The organism is Streptomyces mangrovi (genome assembly GCF_900114215.1).
Lineage (GTDB): Bacteria > Actinomycetota > Actinomycetes > Streptomycetales > Streptomycetaceae > Streptomyces > Streptomyces barkulensis.
In genome coordinates this window covers 198,052-216,276 of record NZ_FOSG01000010.1, presented here as the reverse complement: position 1 = coordinate 216,276, position 18,225 = coordinate 198,052, and the positions used below count along the sequence as shown (strand labels likewise).

Here is an 18,225-nt window from a genome sequence, read left to right as displayed (position 1 = left end):
CGGCTCCCGGGGGCAGGCGGTCGGTCGGCAAGGGGCGGCACGGCCGGCGGACGCGGGCGTGTCCGGGCGCAGTGTGCCACCACCGCGGCCGGGCGGAAACGCGGTCGAGGTCCGGGGCCCGGCTGCGTAGGCTCGGAGGCATGAGCACGCAGGGCAGGCCGGGCGCGCAGGACCCTGGCGGGAAGAGCCGGGGCGAAGGGGCCGGGACGGGCCGGAGGCCGCTGGTGGCCCTCCTCAGCGGCGCGGGGATCTCCACCGACTCCGGGATCCCCGACTACCGCGGCCCGAACGGGGTGTGGCGCAAGGACCCCGAGGCCGAGAAGCTCGTCACCTACGACCACTACATGAACGATCCGGAGATCCGCCGCCGTTCCTGGCGGATGCGGCTGGAGAGCCCGGCGCTGCGGGCCGGGCCGAACGCCGCGCACGAGGCCGTGACGCGGCTGGAGCGTTCCGGGGTACCGGTGCGGGTGATCACCCAGAACGTGGACGGGCTGCACCAGATGGCCGGGATGCCCGAGCGCAAGGTGCTGGAGCTGCACGGGACCGCGCGGGCCGTGGTGTGCACCGGGTGCCATGCGCGTTCGGAGATGGAGCGGGCGCTGGAGCGGGTGCGGGCCGGGGTCGCGGACCCCGAGTGCCTGCGGTGCGGCGGCATTCTGAAGTCGGCCACCGTGATGTTCGGCGAGGCGCTGGACCCGCAGGTGCTGGGCGAGGCGCTGGCCGTGGCCAAGGCGTGCGAGGTGTTCGTCGCGGTCGGCACCAGTCTGCAGGTGCAGCCCGCCGCCTCGCTGGCCGGGATCGCCGCCGAGCACGGTGCGCGGCTGGTGATCGTCAACGCCGAGCCCACGCCGTACGACCCGCTGGCCGACCGGGTGGTGCGCGAGCCGATCGGACGGGCGCTGCCGGCCCTGCTGGAGGAGCTGGCGGCGGGCTGAGTCGGGCGGCACGACCGCGCCGGGTGTCCTGTCCCGGACACGGCCGGATGGCCGAACGCGGGCGAGCGCGGGCGGGACGGTCACCGGCCGGCGGCGGGGCGTCCCCGGGCCAGCACCCCCTCGATGTCCCTGCGGCGGCGGTCGGAGACCCGTGCCGCGGCCGCCAGCAGCAGGGGCGTCAGGGCGGCCGGGTCGGCCGCCACGGCCTCGGCCGCCTCCTCCGGTCGCCGGGCCCGGACCACCGCCGACAGCAGTTCGACGGCCCCGGAGCCGAGGCCCGCCCCGCGCAGGGCGAGCGCGGCGGAGGCCACCTCCCCCGCCGGACGCGCGGCCGCCTGCCGCAGCAGCCGCCCGCAGTCCTCGGCGCGGCCCGCGGCGGCGAGCGCTTCGGCGGCCTCGGCCAGGGGGCCGGGCGGCAGGTTCGCGGCCTCCCACAGCAGGTCCGCGACATCGGCGCCCATACCGGCCTGCTCCAGACGTTCGACCAGTACCGGCAGCCAGAGGGCGGGACGGCCGGCGGCCTCGCACAGCAGGGCGTGCGCCTCTCCGGTGCGGCCGCGGGCGCGCAGCCCGGCCAGCCGGGCGACGGTCTCGTCGCACCGCCTCTGGACGCGGGCCGCCCGGGCCGCGTCCCCGGCCGGGTCCTCGGGCCGCGTCGCCCGCTCGTCCCCCTCGCTCTCCACTCCGGCGAACCGGGCCCCGCGCGGGGCGGGTACGGCCGGGATCGCGGCGGGTACGGGGCCGGCGGCCGGATCGGCCCGCGCCCCGGTCTCCAGCCCGGCGAACCGGGCCCCTCGCGGCCGGGCGCGCACCGGGCCGGACGGCTCCGGGGACGAGGGGACGTGTCCGGGTCCGTGCCCCGGACCGGCCCCGCCGCGGGCCACCAGGACGGCCAGGCGTTCGCGCAGTTCCCGGCAGCGGGCCGTGGCACGGGCCCGGTCGTCGCGCGCCCAGGCGAGGTCGGCGGCCAGGCTGCCGGCGCCGGCCGGGTGGCCGCCCGCCGTCAGCACGCGGGCCAGGGCCTGTTCGCGTTGGGCCGCGTGCCGCTGCTCACGCAGCGTCCGCGTCAGCACGTCCCGCAGTTCTGCGGCCCGCCGCCGCGGGTCGCCGGCCGCCTCGTCGCAGGCCGTGAGCGACGCCAGGTACAGCGTCCTCAGCCATGCGGCCCGGGGGCGTGCCCGCCGGGGGCCCCGGCGCACGGTGAGATCGTCCAGCAGGGATGCGACCACGTCCCACGGCGGGATCCGGCGGCCCGCCAGGCAGGCGGCCAGCCCTTCGGGGTCGCGCCGGGCGAAGACCGCGTACCATCCGGCGGCCGGGTCGAGTTCGGCGGTGAGCGCGGTGAGCGCGGCAGCGAACTCGGCGGCCTCGGGCAGGTCCGGACCGCCGGGTACGTCGAGGCAGGCAGCGGCCCGGTGGATGCTGCCGGTCGGTTTCGGCACTGGCATGGGGCCATGGCACACCGGGTGTGTTTCATCGGCTGTCACCGCCGTGCTACGAACAGTTTTCACGCCCCCGCCCCGCCCCCCGTTCCCTTGTCATGTTTCGAACAGATGCGGCATCCGGCGATACGCTTCCGCCCCATGGACGACAACCTGCGCGACATCGTGCTGGGCGTGCTCGCGGCCGGCATCACCACCTCGCTCGGCTGGTTCGGCCGCACCTACCTGTGGCGCCGCGCGCTCCGCCGCAAACAGCGTTTCTTCGGGATGCCGGAGCACTCCGAGTGCCTGCTGGTGGTCGGCCGCAAGGCCGCCACGGGGGAGGGCGCCGTCTCCCGCGACGACGTGTTCGCCCTGCTGGAGCTGTCCGCACTGGTCAAGGAGTGCCGCGCGAACGCGCAGGTGCTGTCGCACGAGAACGTCCGCCAGGGCTTCGGCGAGCGGACCGAGTTCTGCGTGGGAGGCCCGGCGGCGAACCGGCGGACGGCGGCCCACCTCCACTCCCTGCTGCCGGGGGTGAGGATCGACACCACCCCCGAACCGGGCCCGGACCAGGCCGCGTTCACCATCGGCGGCGAGCGCTACCGGATGGAGCGGGGATCGGTGGAGTACGTCCTGCTCGCCCGGCTCACCGCGGGCGAGGGCTCCCACCCGGTGTTCGTCCTGTGCGGCCAGCGGGCCGTCACCAACCAGGCGGCCGCCCGGCATCTCGCCCGCCACCACGCCCGGCTGGCCCGCAAGTACGGCACCGGCGGCGACTTCTGCCTGCTGCTGAAGGTGGTCAACTCCCAGGCGTACGGACCCGATGTCGTCGAACTGGTCGCGGACGTAACCCGGGACGCCACCACCGCGCCGTCCGCGCCCGCCTCCGTACCCCCGCCCGCCCGCCGCCAGCACCGGGCGAGGAGCCGCACGGAGAACTGACCCGGTCAAGCACCGGATTACGCAAGGAGTTCGCGGAACCGGGTACCGATGTCGCCGAGGTGTTCTTGATGATGTTGCCCACGACGCCTCATGCGGCACAGGCCCCCCTCCTACCCTGTTGACCCAGGTACGGAGACCGTTCCCACCCCGCAGGCGGCAGTACGGAGAGGAGTCCCGGATGGGCGACAGCAGACCGGTCTACCAGCGGATCGCCGACGATCTGCGGCAGCAGATCGACGAGGGGGCCCTGGCCGTGGGCTCCCGCATCCCCTCGCGTTCGGAGCTGAAACGCACCTACGCCGCCAGCGACCAGACCGTGGACCGGGCGGTGCGCGTGCTGAAGGCCGCCGGCTATGCGGAGGGGCAGTTCGGGCGGGGGGTCTTCGTCACCGACCGCAGCCCCGCCGGCAGCCTGCTGCGCACCGGCGAGGCGGTGGACTCGCCGTTCGCGGCCCGGTTGCTCACCGGCTCCCCGGCCGCCCCCGCACTGCTGTGGGAGGCCGCCTCCGCCGCCACCGGGGCCCCGCCGCGGATAGCCGAACGGCTGGGCATCGGCGCGGGCGACCGGGTGATGTGCACGCGGTACGAGTACCTCGCCGACCGGCGCCCGCTCCAGCTCGCCACCAGCTGGGAGCCGCTGGCTCTCACCGAGGGCACCGAGGTGGTCTTCCCCGAGCGCGGCCCGTACGCCCGGCGCGGGGTGCGCGAGCGGTTCGCGGCCATCGGCCTCCCCGTGGCGCGGGCCACCGAGCTGGTCGGCTCGCGGTCGGCCACCAGCGCGGAGTCACAGGCCCTGGGATGCTCCCCCGGGCAGTGTGTGACGGTCATCGAGCGCACCCACCACACGGCGGACGGCCGGGCCGTGGAGACCTCCGACATCGTGGTGCGCGCGGACCGGTGGCGGCTGGAGTACCGCATCGACTTCCCCGGCTGACGGGCCCGCTCCCCGGCCACGACCGGGTCTCGCGGCCCGGGTGCGTCCCGGCCGGCGCCCGTCATGCGCTCGCCGCCGGTCCGGCCGGCGCCCGTCACGCCTCGGATGCCTCCGCGTACACCTGCGACAGCTCCGGTGTGCCGCTGAGCGCCCACTCGTGGCCCGCCGCCACCACGTCCAGCTCCCGCCCGGAGGCCAGCCGCACCACCGGCCGGCCGTTCGGCCACACCTGCCACTCCGCGCCCGGCACCGTGCGGACGACGACGGTGCCCAGATACAGGCCCGCGTCGTTGCCCAGCCAGGTCAGCGCCTCGGGACCCTCGTCGCGCCAGCGCGGCAGGAGCTGGTCGAGGGCGGCCAGTGAACCGGGCGTGTCCTCCAACTCGATCCCCGCCGACTCGGCCTGCCTGCGCAGCAGTTCGCACTCGGACAGCAGCTGCGCCACTCCCTCGGCGTCGTGGGAGGCGGGCTGCATCACCGCCACCCCGCGGGACATGCCGTGCCTCTTGCGCCAGTTGTCCAGGAAGGGGATGTTCATACGCCTCAGCGTGACATCACCGGCGCGGCGAACGGCACAAGGCACGCGGGCGGGCCCTCACACCTCCAGGTCGACGACGACCGGGGCGTGGTCCGAGGCGCCCTTGCCCTTGCGCTCCTCGCGGTCGACGTAGGCGTCCTTCACCGCCGACTCGAAGGCCGGGTTGCCGTAGACCAGGTCGATGCGCATGCCCTTGTTCTTGGGGAAGCCGAGCTGGCGGTAGTCCCAGTAGGTGTAGGGGCGGTCGTACTTCAGCGGGCGCGGCACGACGTCGGCCAGGCCCGCCGCGCGCAGCGCGGCCAGCGCCTCGCGCTCGGCCGGGGTGACGTGTGTGGAGCCCTCGAAGACGGCGGGGTCGTGGACGTCCTCGTCGGCCGGCGCGACGTTGTAGTCGCCGAGGACGGCGAAGGGCCGTCCTCCGGCCTCCCCCGCCGTCTCCCGCACGGCCAGCTCGCGCAGCGCGGCGAACCACCGGAGCTTGTACTCGAAGTGCGGGTGGCCCACCTCGCGGCCGTTGGGCACGTACACCGACCACACCCGCACCCCGCCGCAGGTGGCGCCCGCCGCGCGGGGCTCGGTGACGCCCTCGTAGTCGGGCCCCCCGGGCAGGCCGATCACCGGATCCTCCAGACCCACCCGGGACAGCACCGCCACCCCGTTCCACCGGCCCGAGGCGTTGACCGCGGCCTCGTAGCCCAGCTCGCGCAGCGGTTCGGCCGGGAACGCCTCCGCGGTGCACTTCAGCTCCTGCAGGCACAGCACGTCCGTGCCGCTGCTCTCCAGCCAGGCCAGCAGCCGTTCGAGCCGTGAGGTGATCGAGTTGACGTTCCAGGTGGCGATACGCATGGCAGCGAATCTACCGCCCGGCACCGACAGCCGGCGGACGGCGGGCGGCAGCCGGCCGCCGGCGGGGCGCTCCCTCCGGCGGGGCTCAGTCCTCCCGCAGCGCGACGCTCTGCCCGGGCTCCAGCCGGGTGTGCTCCGCACCGGCGGTGCCGGGACCGTTCGGGCCGAGGAGGCGGCCGTAGATCAGATGCCCGAAGTCCGACAGCAGTCCGTCGTGGACGTCGTACGCCACGCGCGGCCGTACCTCGCGCACGTAGTCGACGACCTCGGCGACCTTGCTCCAGGGGGCGTGCACCGGCAGCAGCAGGGTGTCCACCGGGCGGCCGGGGACGGTCAGGGCGTCGCCGGGGTGGAAGACGGTGCCGGCGCCGGGGGCGGTGACGACGTAGCCGACGTTGGTGACGCGCGGGATGTCGGGGTGGATGACGGCGTGCAGCTCGCCGTGCACCTCCACCTCGAAGCCGGCGGCGGTGAAGGCGTCCCCGCCGCCGACGGTGTGGACGCGTCCGGGGAAGGCGGCCGAGATTCGCTCGGCGACGCTGCGCAGGGTCCAGATCCCGGCGGCCGGGTTCGCCTCCAGCGCGGCGCGCAGCCGGCTCTCGTCGAAGTGGTCGGGGTGCTCGTGGGTGACCAGGATCGCGTCGGCGCCGACGGCCGCGTCCGCCTCGCTGAAGCCGCCCGGGTCGATGACGAGCGTGCGTCCTTCGCGGTGCAGGGCGACGCAGGCGTGGCCCTTCTTGGTGAGCTCCATGGGGTCATTGTGCTGCCCGTCCGCGATCTTCGCCGCGAAGTCCCGCCATCCTCCGGAACCTGTCCCGGGGTTCGGTCTCGGGGTGTCAGTCGCGGGGGGTGGTCTCCTCCGCTATGACGCGCCGGGCGACGGCGAACGCGGCTCCGGCGGCGGGCATTCCGCAGTAGACGGCCGTGTGCAGCAGCACCTCCTTGATCTCCTGCGGGGTGAGCCCGTTGCGCAGCGCGGCGCGGGTGTGCGAGGCCAGCTCCTCCAGGTGCCCGCCGGCGGTGAGCGCGGTGAGGGTGACCACCGAGCGGGTGCGGCGGTCGATGCCGGTGCGGGCCCACACCTCGCCCCAGGCGTAGCGGGTCAGGAGGTCCTGGAAGTCGCCGGTGAAGTCGTCGGTCTCCTCGGCCACGCGGTCGACGTGGGCGTCGCCGAGCACATCGCGGCGGAGCCTCAGACCGGTGTCGTACGCGGCGCCGGGGTGGTCCTGGCTCTGCTCTCCGGCGGTCAGGGCGGCGATCGCGGTACGGGTGGGCAGGGCGTCCGGCGTGCGGCCCGCGCCGCCGGCGGGCGCCTGGGCGGGGACCGGGACGGCCGCCGGGGCGTCCCGCCGGCCGGCGGGGAGGGCGGCCGAGAAGTGTCCGGCCAGCAGTTCGGTGATCTCGCCGGGCCGCTCCACGGGGGCCATGTGGCAGGCGTCGGGGACGAGGGCGAGCCGGGCGTCGGGGATGCCCGCCACCAGGGCGCGGGCGTCGGCGGGCGGGGTGACCCGGTCCTCGGCCCCGGCGACGACCAGGGTGGGCACGCCGATATGGGCCAGCTCCCGACGTATGTCGAAGGAGGCCAGCGCCTCGCAGGCGGCTATGTAGCAGCCGGGGTCGGTGGTGCGGACCATCTGGACGGCCCACTCCACGATGGCGGGCTGGGCGGCGGCGAAGGCGGGCGTGAACCAGCGCTCGGGGGTGGAGCGGGCGATGGGGTCCAGTCCGTTGGTGCGCACCACCACGCCGCGCTGCCGCCAGGTGTCGGGGGTGGCGTAGCGGGGGGCGGAGGAGATCAGCGCCAGGGAGGTGAGCCGGCCGGGCGCGTCCAGCGCGATCCGGGCGCCCACGGCGCCGCCCAGGGAGCAGCCCGCGTAGGCGAAGCGGTCGGCGCCCGCGGCGTCGGCGGTGGCCAGCAGCCGGGCGGCGAGGTCGCCGACGGAGGTGGCGGGGCGGGCGGGCGCGCCGCCGTGGCCGGGCAGGTCGTAGCGGAGCACCCGCCAGTGGCGGCTGAGTTCGGGGACCTGACGGTCCCACATGTGCCAGGTGGTACCGAGGGCCGGTCCCAGGACGAGGACCGGGGCGTGCTCCGGCCCGTCAACTCGGTACTGCAGGGTGTCGACGTTCTTCTCGCTCACCCGCTCACGCTCCCACATCCCCCGGTTCCTCACAGGCGGGGGTGTCGGCGGGGCGCATGGGGCGACCGGTCGTCCGGTCGTCCGGTCGTCCGGTCGTCCGGTCTCGCGCGGCCGGACACCTGGGCCCCGGGTTTCGCGAGCGGTGTTGACACGACCGGCCACCTCTCTAGGATCCGTGGCATCCCGGATTCCCGAACGACGTTCGATATTTCGTACACCTAGGTGGGCGGCCGCTGCGACCGCTCCCGTTCCACCGCCACGTCCGCCGGCCCGGGACGACCCCCCACACCGAGAAGGAGTCTCACGATGACAAGGACGGCAAGGGCAAGGTCCCTGTTATGGACGGCCGTCGTCGCCGTACTGCTCGTCCTGGGCATGGACGGCATCGCGCTGGGCCACGGCCGGGGCGAGAGCACCCCGCCCACGACCCCCCGCGCGGCTGCTGACACCACCGCCACCACCGCCACCGCCGCCACCGCCGCCGCCGCCGCGAGCTCCGGATGCGGCAGGGCCCCCACCCTGACGAGCGGTACCCACACGATCCAGAGCGGCGGCAGGAACCGGAGCTTCATCCTCCGGATCCCCGACGGCTACGACCGCGACCGCCCCTACCGGCTGGTCTTCGGGTTCCACTGGCTGGGCGGCACCTCCACCGACGTGGCCACCGGCCGCACCGTGGACACGGGCACCTGGGCCTACTACGGGCTCCAGCGGCTGGCCGACGAGAGCGCCGTCTTCGTCGCGCCCCAGGGCCTCGACAACGGCTGGGCCAACACCGGCGGGCGGGACACCGCCTTCGTCGACGACATGATCCGGCGGATCGAGGCGGACCTGTGCGTCGACCAGGAACAGCGCTTCGCCCTGGGATTCAGCTACGGGGGCGCGATGTCGTACTCGCTCGCGTGTTCCCGCGCCACGGTCTTCCGCGCGGTCGCGGTCCAGAGCGCCGGAGTACTCAGCGGATGCGACGACGGCACCAGGCCCATCGCCTACTTCGGAGTGCACGGCCTCAGGGACAGCGTCCTCGGCATCTCCGGCGGCCGGGCGATGCGGGACAGGTTCGTCGGGAACAACGGCTGCACCCCCCAGAACCCGCCGGAGCCGGCCCAGGGCAGCCTGAGCCACCGGATCACCGCCTACTCGGGCTGCTCGGCCGATCACCCGGTCGTCTGGGCCGCTTTCGACGAGGGGCACATCGCCGCCCCGCAGGACGGGGCGCCTGGTGACAGCGGCTCCAGGACCTGGCTGCCGGCGGAGATATGGAAGTTCTTCTCCCAGTTCGACACCTCCGACCCGGGTCCGGACCCGGAGCCGGAGCCGGAACCGGAACCGGAACCGGCGACCTGCCGGGTCACCGCCACCGTCAACGCCTGGAACACCGGTCTGACCTCGAGCATCACCATCACCAACACCGGCACCACCGCGATCGAGGGCTGGTCGCTGGCCCTCACCCTGCCCGACGGGCAGACCATCACCTCCGGCTGGAACGCGCAGTACTCCCCCGCCTCCGGCCGGGTGACGGCCAGGAACGTCTCCTACAACGCCACCATCGCCCCGGGCGCGTCGGTCGACATCGGCTTCCAGGCCACCCACACCGGCGACACCGCCCAGCCGGGCTCCTACGCCCTCAACGGCACCGCCTGCGCCGCCGCGGGCGGCTCGCGCAGCTGACCGGACGGACCGCATTCCTGAGGTGAGGCCCCGCCGGAGTGCTCCGGCGGGGCCGGCCGTCAGAAATCGACCGTGGAGACCGCGTAGACCCGCAGGCGGTCCTCGCTGGTGACGTCCACGGTGACCGCCAGATCCGGCCGCTCCCCGGGCCGCTCGATCCTGGCGCCCACGTAGCGGCGGCCGGGGGCGTCCAGCTCCCAGCCCACCGTCTGCGCCTGCCGCCCGGTGACCCCGGAGACACCCTCGCGCAGGGCTCCCGGATCACCGCCGGCCTCCTCGATGAACCTCTCCAGGCCCCGCCGGGAGGTACGGAACTGCACATAGAAGGAACTGCGCTGCCAGCTGTTGGTCTCGTAGTGCGCCACATAACTGGACCCGCCGGGCACGGGCACCTCGTAGATGCGGCTCTCCAGCTTGCTGGGCCACTGCCACACCAGGCCGGTGGCCGCGGCGGCGCGCTGCTTGTCCTTGCCGCTGTCGCGGCTCTGGTAGGCGGAGAGCACCAGGTAGCCGGCGGGGACGGCGATCAGCAGCACCACGATGATCGCGACCAGCCAGCGGTGCCTGGGCCGGTGCGGCGGGGTCCCGGGCTGCGGCAGGGGCACGGTGGCGGTCAACGGCCCGCCCCCCAGCCGCGCGAGGGCAGCAGGCCGACCCCGGCGCGCTCGTACCGCTCCACCCGGCGGCGGTTGGCGCGGCGGAAGCGGCGGGCGACCAGCCGGGCGAGGTCGGCGGCGCCGACCATGCCGGCCTCCGGGCCGAGTTCGGCGCGCGCGACACGGGCCTCGGGACGGTAGCCGCGGCCGGTGAGGTGGCGGCGGAAGGCGTCCCGGGCGGGGCCGATCAGCAGTTCGTCGGCGGCGCTGACCCCGCCGCCGACGACGAAGCAGGAGGGGTCCAGCGCGGCGGCCAGGTTGGCGATGCCGACGCCGAGCCACTCGCCGATCTCCTGGAGGAGCTCGGTGCACATCGCGTCGCCCTCGCGGGCCAGCTCGGTGATCAGCGGTCCGGTGATGTCGCGGACGTTGCCGCCGACGCGGTCGATGATCCCGTACGCGACCGGCGACTCGGCCGCCGCCAGCTCGCGGGCCTCGCGGACCAGGGCGTTGCCGGAGCTGTACTGCTCCCAGCAGCCGCGGTTGCCGCAGGGGCAGCGGTGGCCGCCGGGAACGACCTGCATATGGCCGAACTCCCCGGCCACCCCGTACTTGCCGCGCTTGACCTGGCCGTCCTCGAGTATGGCGCCGCCGATGCCGGTGCCGAGGGTGATCATGACGAGGTGGTCCTCGCCCCGGCCGGCACCGAAGCGCCACTCGCCCCAGGCGGCGGTGTTGGCGTCGTTGTCGACCATGACGGGCACGGCCAGGCGGGCGGTCAGCGCGTCGCGCAGCGGCTCGTCGCGCCAAGCCAGATGGGGGGCGAACAGCACCCGGGAGCGGTCGGCGTCCACCCAGCCGGCCGCTCCGATGCCGACGGCGTGCACGTCGTGGCGGTCGGAGAGGTCCAGGACCAGCTCGGCGATGGTGTCCTCGACGGCCTGCGGGCTCTTGGACTTGTCGGGGGTCTCGGCCCGGACCTTCTCCAGGATGCGGCCGTCGGCGTCGACGACACCCGCCATCACCTTGGTGCCGCCGATGTCGATGCCCACCGTGGGCACGCGCGGCGCGGAGACGTAGGAGCGCCGCTCGCGCATGGCCACGGCCCTGAACACCGTCGCTCTGGCGGTCGCCCTGGCACTCGTTCCGGCGCTCGTTCCGGCAGCCGATCCGGCAGAGCCTCGGTGCGCCCGGTCACGGTACGTACTCATCACCGTCGATTGTGCCCTACGGAGCCTTGCGGTCCGGCTCCGAGGGACGGATGCGCGCCAGTTCGTGGCCGAGCCGGTCCAGATCGCTGCCGCCCGCCATCTGACGGGTCAGCTCGTCCAGGACGATCTCCTCCCGGGCGTGGCTGCCGGCCATGGAACCGCGCCTGAGCAGCACGAACCGGTCGCCGACCAGATGGGCGTGGTGGGGGTTGTGGGTGACCAGGACGACGCCCAGCCCCTGGTCTCGGGCGGCGGCGACGTAGCGCAGGACCACCCCGGCCTGCTTGACGCCGAGGGCGGCGGTCGGCTCGTCCAGGACGATCACCCGGGCGCCGAAGTGGACGGCGCGGGCGATGGCGACCGACTGCCGCTCGCCGCCGGAGAGGGTGCCGATGGGCTGGTCCACGTCGCGCAGGTCGATGCCCATGCGCAGCAGGGCCTCGCGGGTGGTGCGGCGCATGGCGGCGGTGTCCAGGCGGCGGAGGGGGCCGCGCCCGGTGACGGGCTCGGAGCCGAGGAAGAAGTTGCGCCACACCGGCATCAGCGGGACGACGGCCAGGTCCTGGTAGACGGTGGCGATGCCGCGGTCGAGGGCCTCGCGGGGGGAGGTGAGGCGGACCTCCTCGCCGTCGATGCGGAAGACGCCGTCGTCGTGCCGGTGCAGCCCGGAGACGATCTTGATGAGGGTCGACTTGCCGGCGCCGTTGTCGCCGAGCACGCAGACGACCTCGCCGGGGCGGACCGCCAGCGACACGCCCTCCAGCGCGGTCACGTTGCCGTAGCGCTTGCCGACGCCGGCCAGCTCCACCAGTGCCGTGGGGGAGCCGGCCGCCGCCGTGGGTGTCCCGTTCACGAGGATGCCTCCGCCCGCTTGCGGATCCATGCGTTGAGCAGCGTGGCGAGCAGCAGCATCGCCCCGAGGAAGAACTTGAACCAGCTGGGGTCCCACTGGGCGTAGACGATGCCCTTGCTGGTCATGCCGAAGATCAGGGCGCCGACAGCGGCGCCGGCCGCCGAGCCGTAGCCGCCGGTGAGCAGGCAGCCGCCGATGACGGCCGCGGCGATGTAGATCAGCTCGTTGCCCACGCCCTCGCCGGACTGCACGACGTCGTAGCTGAACAGCAGGTGCTGGCCGGAGATCCAGGCGGCCAGGGCCACGCCCGTGTACAGGCCGATCCGGACGCGGTCGACGGGGACGCCGACCGCACGGGCGGCCTCCGCGTTGCCGCCGGTGGCGAAGATCCAGTTGCCCGCCCTGGTCCGCAGCAGGATCCAGGTGGCCGCGGCGACCAGCGCGAGCCACCACACGATGGTGATCCTCAGCTGGAAGCCGCCGACGGTGATGTCGGAGGCGAAGACCGCGCGGGCGGAGTCGAAGCCCTCCATGTCGCCGATCGCCCTGGTGGAGACCGTGCCGCCGATCAGCTTGGTGAGACCGAGGTTGAGGCCGGTGAGCATCAGGAAGGTGCCCAGGGTGATGATGAAGCTCGGCAGGCGGGTGCGGGTGAGCGTCCAGCCGTTGAAGAAGCCGATCGCGAGGGTGACCGGCAGGGACACCGCGACACCGACCCAGGTGTTCGCCGTCATCTGGTAACTGAACATCGAGGACACCAGCGCCGAGCTGGTCACCATCACGCCCGCCGACAGGTCGAACTCCCCGCCGATCATCAGCAGCGCCACCGGCACCGCCATGATGCCGATCGTGGAGGCGGCGTACAGGACGGTGCCCAGGCCGGCGGGGCGCAGGAAGCCGTCGGCGGCGAGGGCGAAGAAGACCAGGACGGCGGCGGCCCCGACCACCGCGCCCAGCTCGGGGCGGGCCGGCAGGCGCCGCGCCACCGGGCCGCGCTCGGCGGCGTCCTCCGCCAGGGCCGCGGGGGTGGCGGTCACCGGGTGCCCCGCTCGGTGTACTTCTCCAGGTCGGCGGCGTCGTCCCCGGTCACCAGCTGCGGGCCGGTGAGGACCGGCCGTCCGCCGCCGAGCATGTTGCCGTTGTAGCGGTGCAGCCACAGCAGGTCGACGGCCTCGTAGCCCTGGAGGTAGGGCTGCTGGTCGACGGCGAAGCCGATCGTGCCGTCGCGCAGTCCGGCGGCGACCTGGGCGTTGAGGTCGAAGGTGTTGACCTCCGCGCCGCCGCCCGCCCGCTTCACGGCCTTGGCGGCGGTGGCGGCGAAGGGCGCGCCGAGGGTGACGACGGTGTCCACGTCCCGGTCGGACTGGAGCTCGGCCTCGACGGAGGACTCCACGGAGGGCATGTTGGTGCCGTCCACGTAGAGGTTCTCCACCTCGCCGTCGAAGGCCTCGCGCACTCCGTCGCAGCGCTCCTCGTGGCCGACGTTGCCCTGCTCGTGGACGACGCACAGGGCCTTGTCGTGGCCGCGCTCGTTCAGTTCCTGGCCGACCGCCTCGCCGGCGACGGACTCGTCCTGGCCGATGTGGGCGAGGGCGCCGAGGTCGGCGGACTCGTCCTGGCCGGAGTTGATCGTGACCACCGGAATGCCGGCCTTCACCGCCTCGCGCACCACCGCCTCCATCGCCTCGGGCTTGGCGAGGGTGACGATCAGCCCGTCCACCTTCCGGTCGATGGCGGCCTGGACGAGCTGGGCCTGGCGGCCGGCCTCCTTGTCGTGGGAGTAGACGAACTCCACGTTGTCCTTGACGGCCGCCTGCTCGGCGCCGCTGCGGACGATGTCCCAGTAGGTGTCGCCGTCTCCCGAGTGGGTGACCATCGCGAACGTCCAGCGCGGGGTGTCCACCGCCGCGCGGCCTCCGGCGCGCTCGCGCTCCTCCTCGGCCCGCTTCCCGCCGGTGCTGCTGCATCCGGCCAGGGCGAGCGCGAGGACCGCCGCCAGCGCCGTGGCCCTCGTCCGTATGCCGGTCCGGGCACCGGTCCGTACGCCCCTGCATACCCCTCCTGCCGTGGTCACACGGTTTCCGCCCTCTCGCTGCGTGAGTGCCGGCCCGGCGGCCGGCTTTCGTGCCGTGCCGGGGCGCGGACGGCGCCCGGCCCCGGCCGCACAAGTATCCGTCACCGCGGCTCGCACGGGGATCGGGGGTGGCGCGGGAGGGAGCGGGCGGTGCGGGTGGGGTGAGTGAGACGGAGGGGGCTGAGGAGGCGGAGGGGCGGCTCCTCAGAAGCGCACCGGCAGGCGGTGCGGGCCGCGGATGAGCATGCCCTGCCGCCAGGAGACGGCCGCCGGGTGGATGTCGAGGGCCAGGTCCGGGCAGCGGTCCAGCAGCGCGCGAACGGCGACACGGCCCTCCAGCCGGGCCAGCGGGGCGCCCAGGCAGTGGTGGATGCCGTGCCCGAAGGCGAGGTGGCCGCGGGATTCGCGGCGGACGTCGAAGCGGCCGGGGTCCGCGAAGCGCCCCGGGTCGCGGTTGGCGTCGGCGAGGACCGCCAGCACCAGCTCCCCTCCGCCGGGGATCACCGTCCCGCCGATCTCGACGGGCTCGGTGGTGAAGCGGTAGGTGGGCGTCTCGACCGGGCCGTCGTAGCGCAGCATCTCCTCGACCGCGCCCTCGGTCAGGGAGGGGTCCGAGCGCAGCAGCGCGAGCTGGTCGGGGTGGGTGAGCAGGGCGAGGGTGCCGTTCGCGATCAGGTTGACGGTGGTCTCGTGGCCCGCGATGAGCAGCAGCCAGGCCATGCCGAGCAGTTCCTCGGCCGACAGCCGGTCGCCGTCCTCGTCGGCGGTGTGCAGCAGGGCGCTCAGCAGGTCCTCGCCCGGCTGCCGCCGCTTCTCCTCCAGCAGCTCGGTGAGGTACGCGGTGACGGCCTCGTTCGCGGCCCGCTTCTCCTCGAAGCCCGCGTCCCCGACGACGGTGGCCGACCAGGCCCGGAAGGCGTCCCGGTCCAGGAACGGCACGCCCAGCAGCTCGCAGATGACCCTGATGGGCAGCGGGAAGGCGTAGGCGTCCACCAGATCGGCCCGCCGCTCCGGCTCCTTCAGCATCGTCTCCAGCAGCCCGTCGGCGATCTCCCGCACCCTCGGCTCCAGGGAGGCCGTGCGCCGCGCGGTGAACTCGCGGGCGACCAGCCTGCGCAGCCTGGTGTGGTCCGGCGGGTCGGAGCTGAGCATGCTGATCCCGGCCGCCGGAGGGCCCAGCGGCAGGGCGGGCGAGGCGTTGCTCCAGTGCTTGGACAGGCGCGGGTCGGCCAGGACGGCCCGCGCCTGTTCGTATCCGACGACCAGCCACGCCTCGGCGCCCTCGGGTATCCGCACCCGGTGCACCGGGCCGCGGGCCCGCAGCTCGGCGTAGACGGGATAGGGGTCGCGGACGAAGTCCTCGCCCAGGGACGCCAGATCGACCGGTGCCCGCTCGTCGGTGCTCATCCGCGCCTCCCCCTGTGTGGCCGTCCGCCGCCGATGATGCCAGCGGGAGGTCCTGCGGCGACATCGTTATCCGGCCAGGTGGTCCGGCGGGCCGCAGGTGGGCCGAAACGGTCCGTACGGGACCTCCCGACGGCGCCGGCCCGCGCGCCCGGCCGGCGGAACACGGGGGCGTCCCCCTCAGGGCGTCGGCGCGCCGAACAGCTCCACGGCCTTGCACACCTCCGCCAGTGCCTCGGCCAGCGCGCTCACCGAACCGACCGCCCCCGCGATCAGCAGCAGCGAGTGGCGCAGCCTGCCGACCTCGGGAGCGCCCGCGCGGAGCGCGGCTTCCATGGCGGCCAGTTCCTCCTCGGCTATCTGCCGGTCCGCCAGTTGTGCACGGTAACCGGCGAGTTCCCGGTGCAGGCGGGACACGGCCCGCCGCAGTGCGATGACCCGCGGGTCGTCCTGTCCGTGGACGACCGCCCGGTGTCCTACCGCTTCCTTCCGCAACGCAGCTCCCCCCACATGGATGCTGTGTTCCTCGTCGTCTGCCGTCGTGCTCCGTCGTCTGCCGTCGTCTGCCGTCGTGCCGTTCCCGGTGCTCCGCGGCGCTCCCCCGCCGTTCCGCCGCCGCTCCGCAGCCGTACGGACCCGCCACCCGGCCCCTCCCGGCGGCGTACGGCCGGAGAAGGGGTGCGCACAGTAAACGCCACTCTCCGCACATCGCGCTACACGGAGGGCGAGACTCGGGGCATGGTTCAGGCCATGAGGGCCGGGGCCCGGCGGGCTCCGGCCCGCCGCGGTGGGGACACTGGTCCCCGGCGGCGGAACGTGCCGGTGGAAGCGGCCCCCCTGCCCGCCGCCCCGACGAAGGAGTGACACGCCATGTCCGCAGCAGTGCCGCCCCCGCCCGCCGTCGTCACCGGCGCCGATCCCGCCCGGACGCCCGACGAGCACCGAGGGCGCCACGGGGAGGTCCTCACCGATGCCGCCCTCGCCTTCCTCGGCGAGCTGCACCATCGGTTCACCCCGCGCCGCGACGAACTGCTGGTCCGCCGGGCCGAGCGCCGCGCCGAGATCGCCCGCACCGGCACCCTGGACTTCCCGCCCTCCACCGCCCACGTCCGCGAGGGCGCCTGGCGGGTGGCGCCGGCCCCCGAGGCGCTCCGGGACCGCCGGGTGGAGATCACCGGTCCGGTCGACCGCAGGATGACGGTCAACGCCCTCAACTCCGGCGCCCGCGTCTGGCTCGCCGACTTCGAGGACGCCTCCGCCCCCACCTGGGGCAACATGGTCGGCGGCCAGATCAACCTGATGGACGCCCACCGCCGCCGCATCGACTTCACCGCGCCCGGGGGCAGGCGCTACGAGCTGCGGCCCGACGAGGAGCTGGCCACCGTCGTGGTACGGCCGCGCGGCTGGCACCTGGACGAGCGCCATCTGCGGGTCGGCGACCGCGCCGTGCCCGGCGCGCTGGCCGACTTCGGGCTGTACTTCTTCCACAACGCCCGTCTGCTGCTGGAGACGGGCCGGGGCCCGTACTTCTACCTGCCCAAGCTGGAGTCGCACCTGGAGGCGCGGCTGTGGAACGACGTCTTCGTCTTCGCCCAGGACTACTGCGGCATCCCCCAGGGGTCCGTCCGCGCCACCGTGCTGATCGAGACGATCACCGCCGCGTTCGAGATGGAGGAGATCCTCCACGAACTGCGCGACCACGCCTCCGGTCTCAACGCGGGCCGCTGGGACTACCTGTTCTCCATCGTCAAGAACTTCCGGGACGCCGGTGAGCGGTTCGTGCTGCCCGACCGCGACGCGGTGACCATGACCGCGCCCTTCATGCGCGCCTACACCGAGCTGCTGGTGCGCACCTGCCACAGGCGCGGGGCCCACGCCATCGGCGGCATGTCCGCCTTCATCCCCGACCGGCGCGACCCGCGGGCCAACGAGCGGGCCTTCGCGAAGGTCAGGGCCGACAAGGACCGCGAGGCGGGGGACGGTTTCGACGGCTCCTGGGTGGCCCACCCCGATCTGGTGCCCGTCGCGCGGGCGTCCTTCGACGCGGTGCTCGGCTCCCGGCCGCACCAGAAGGACCGGCTGCGCGAGGACGTGCGCGTCACCGCCGCCGACCTGCTCGCCGTCGACTCCCTGGAGGCCGTACCCACTCGCGAGGGGCTGGTGGGCGCCGTCCGGGTCGGTGTCCGGTACATCGAGGCATGGCTGCGGGGCCAGGGTGCCGTGGCGATCTTCGGGCTGATGGAGGACGCCGCCACCGCCGAGATCTCGCGCTCGCAGATCCGGCAGTGGGTCGACGCCGGCGTGGTGCTGGACACCGGGGAGGAGGTCACCCCCGAGCTGGTGCGCTCGCTGGCCGCCGAGGACCTGGCGGACATCCGCGCCGGGCTGGGCGAGGAGGCGTACGCGGCGGGCAGGTGGCGGCAGGCGCACGACCTGCTGCTGCGGGTGGCGCTGGACGAGGACTTCGCGGAGTTCCTGACCCTGCCGGCGTACGAGCTGCTGGACTGAGCGGCGCCGGGCGCCGGGTGGCGGCGCACCGCACGCCGGGTCGCGGAGCTGCCGGGGGAATATGACCGGAAGTCGCCCCTCCGGTCCGCCGCGGGGCACCCCGGCCGTGCGGACCCGTTCCCGGCGGGCGTGTCCGTCGGGGACGATG

At 74.4% G+C, this 18,225-nt stretch carries 17 protein-coding genes; 5 read left to right on the top strand and 12 right to left on the bottom strand.

Going from position 1 to position 18,225, the window contains the following annotated elements; translation table 11 throughout:
• Positions 1-140: 140 nt before the first annotated feature.
• Positions 141-938, top strand: coding sequence for an SIR2 family NAD-dependent protein deacylase (locus BM237_RS16455; protein WP_093850416.1), 798 nt, complete (start codon positions 141-143; stop codon positions 936-938).
• 80 nt (positions 939-1,018) lie between these two features.
• On the opposite strand, the gene BM237_RS16450 is transcribed toward BM237_RS16455, so the two are convergent.
• On the bottom strand, positions 1,019-2,386 hold the full coding sequence (locus tag BM237_RS16450) for a hypothetical protein (protein ID WP_245793665.1): 1,368 nt from the start codon (positions 2,384-2,386) through the stop codon (positions 1,019-1,021).
• Positions 2,387-2,521: 135 nt separating this feature from the next.
• Here BM237_RS16450 and BM237_RS16445 point away from each other — a divergent pair, with 135 nt between their 5' ends.
• Both BM237_RS16445 and BM237_RS16440 read left to right on the top strand, forming a co-directional pair.
• The gene (locus tag BM237_RS16445; protein ID WP_093850450.1) at positions 2,522-3,304 is read left to right on the top strand and encodes a hypothetical protein; all 783 of its coding nucleotides are present in this window, start codon (positions 2,522-2,524) and stop codon (positions 3,302-3,304) included.
• Positions 3,305-3,482: 178 nt separating this feature from the next.
• Positions 3,483-4,238, top strand: coding sequence for a GntR family transcriptional regulator (locus tag BM237_RS16440; RefSeq protein WP_093850415.1), 756 nt, complete (start codon positions 3,483-3,485; stop codon positions 4,236-4,238).
• A gap of 94 nt (positions 4,239-4,332) precedes the next feature.
• On the opposite strand, the gene BM237_RS16435 is transcribed toward BM237_RS16440, so the two are convergent.
• The 4 genes from BM237_RS16435 to pcaDC all read right to left on the bottom strand — a co-directional run bounded on the left by BM237_RS16435 (position 4,333) and on the right by pcaDC (position 7,778).
• On the bottom strand, positions 4,333-4,776 hold the full coding sequence (locus BM237_RS16435; protein ID WP_093850414.1) for a DUF6278 family protein: 444 nt from the start codon (positions 4,774-4,776) through the stop codon (positions 4,333-4,335).
• 57 nt (positions 4,777-4,833) lie between these two features.
• Positions 4,834-5,622, bottom strand: a complete 789-nt coding sequence (locus BM237_RS16430; RefSeq protein WP_093850413.1) for an exodeoxyribonuclease III — start codon at positions 5,620-5,622, stop codon at positions 4,834-4,836.
• Positions 5,623-5,707: 85 nt separating this feature from the next.
• Positions 5,708-6,373 (bottom strand): MBL fold metallo-hydrolase, encoded by a 666-nt coding sequence (locus tag BM237_RS16425; protein ID WP_093850412.1) that lies wholly within the window; start codon positions 6,371-6,373, stop codon positions 5,708-5,710.
• Between the two features lie 85 nt (positions 6,374-6,458).
• On the bottom strand, positions 6,459-7,778 hold the full coding sequence (gene pcaDC, locus BM237_RS16420) for a bifunctional 3-oxoadipate enol-lactonase/4-carboxymuconolactone decarboxylase PcaDC (protein ID WP_093850411.1): 1,320 nt from the start codon (positions 7,776-7,778) through the stop codon (positions 6,459-6,461).
• A 288-nt stretch (positions 7,779-8,066) separates the two neighbouring features.
• Between pcaDC and BM237_RS16415 the strand changes: the two genes are divergently transcribed.
• The gene (locus tag BM237_RS16415; protein WP_217655877.1) at positions 8,067-9,431 is read left to right on the top strand and encodes a CE1 family esterase; all 1,365 of its coding nucleotides are present in this window, start codon (positions 8,067-8,069) and stop codon (positions 9,429-9,431) included.
• A 59-nt stretch (positions 9,432-9,490) separates the two neighbouring features.
• Here the strand turns inward: BM237_RS16415 and BM237_RS16410 are convergent, their stop codons facing one another.
• The 7 genes from BM237_RS16410 to BM237_RS16380 form a co-directional block, all read right to left on the bottom strand.
• Positions 9,491-10,048, bottom strand: a complete 558-nt coding sequence (locus BM237_RS16410; protein ID WP_093850409.1) for a hypothetical protein — start codon at positions 10,046-10,048, stop codon at positions 9,491-9,493.
• Positions 10,045-11,238 carry an ROK family glucokinase gene (locus tag BM237_RS16405; RefSeq protein ID WP_093850408.1) on the bottom strand — a complete coding sequence of 398 codons (1,194 nt, stop codon included), beginning with the start codon at positions 11,236-11,238 and terminating at the stop codon, positions 10,045-10,047. The genes BM237_RS16410 and BM237_RS16405 overlap by 4 nt, the downstream gene beginning before the upstream one ends.
• Positions 11,239-11,254: 16 nt before the next feature.
• Positions 11,255-12,121: an ATP-binding cassette domain-containing protein gene (locus BM237_RS16400; RefSeq protein WP_093850407.1), complete on the bottom strand. Its 867-nt coding sequence runs from the start codon at positions 12,119-12,121 to the stop codon at positions 11,255-11,257.
• On the bottom strand, positions 12,088-13,128 hold the full coding sequence (locus BM237_RS16395; protein ID WP_093850406.1) for an ABC transporter permease: 1,041 nt from the start codon (positions 13,126-13,128) through the stop codon (positions 12,088-12,090). The genes BM237_RS16400 and BM237_RS16395 overlap by 34 nt, the downstream gene beginning before the upstream one ends.
• Entirely contained in the window at positions 13,125-14,111 is a 987-nt protein-coding gene (locus BM237_RS16390) for a sugar ABC transporter substrate-binding protein (protein ID WP_093850449.1), read from the bottom strand. The genes BM237_RS16395 and BM237_RS16390 overlap by 4 nt, the downstream gene beginning before the upstream one ends.
• 258 nt (positions 14,112-14,369) lie before the next feature.
• A complete protein-coding gene (locus BM237_RS16385) occupies positions 14,370-15,572 on the bottom strand; it encodes a cytochrome P450 family protein (protein ID WP_093850405.1) in 1,203 nt (400 codons plus the stop codon).
• 177 nt (positions 15,573-15,749) lie between these two features.
• Positions 15,750-16,064, bottom strand: a complete 315-nt coding sequence (locus BM237_RS16380) for a DUF5955 family protein (protein ID WP_093850404.1) — start codon at positions 16,062-16,064, stop codon at positions 15,750-15,752.
• Between the two features lie 375 nt (positions 16,065-16,439).
• Between BM237_RS16380 and aceB the strand changes: the two genes are divergently transcribed.
• The gene (gene aceB, locus BM237_RS16375) at positions 16,440-18,077 is read left to right on the top strand and encodes a malate synthase A (protein WP_093850403.1); all 1,638 of its coding nucleotides are present in this window, start codon (positions 16,440-16,442) and stop codon (positions 18,075-18,077) included.
• Positions 18,078-18,225: the final 148 nt, after the last annotated feature.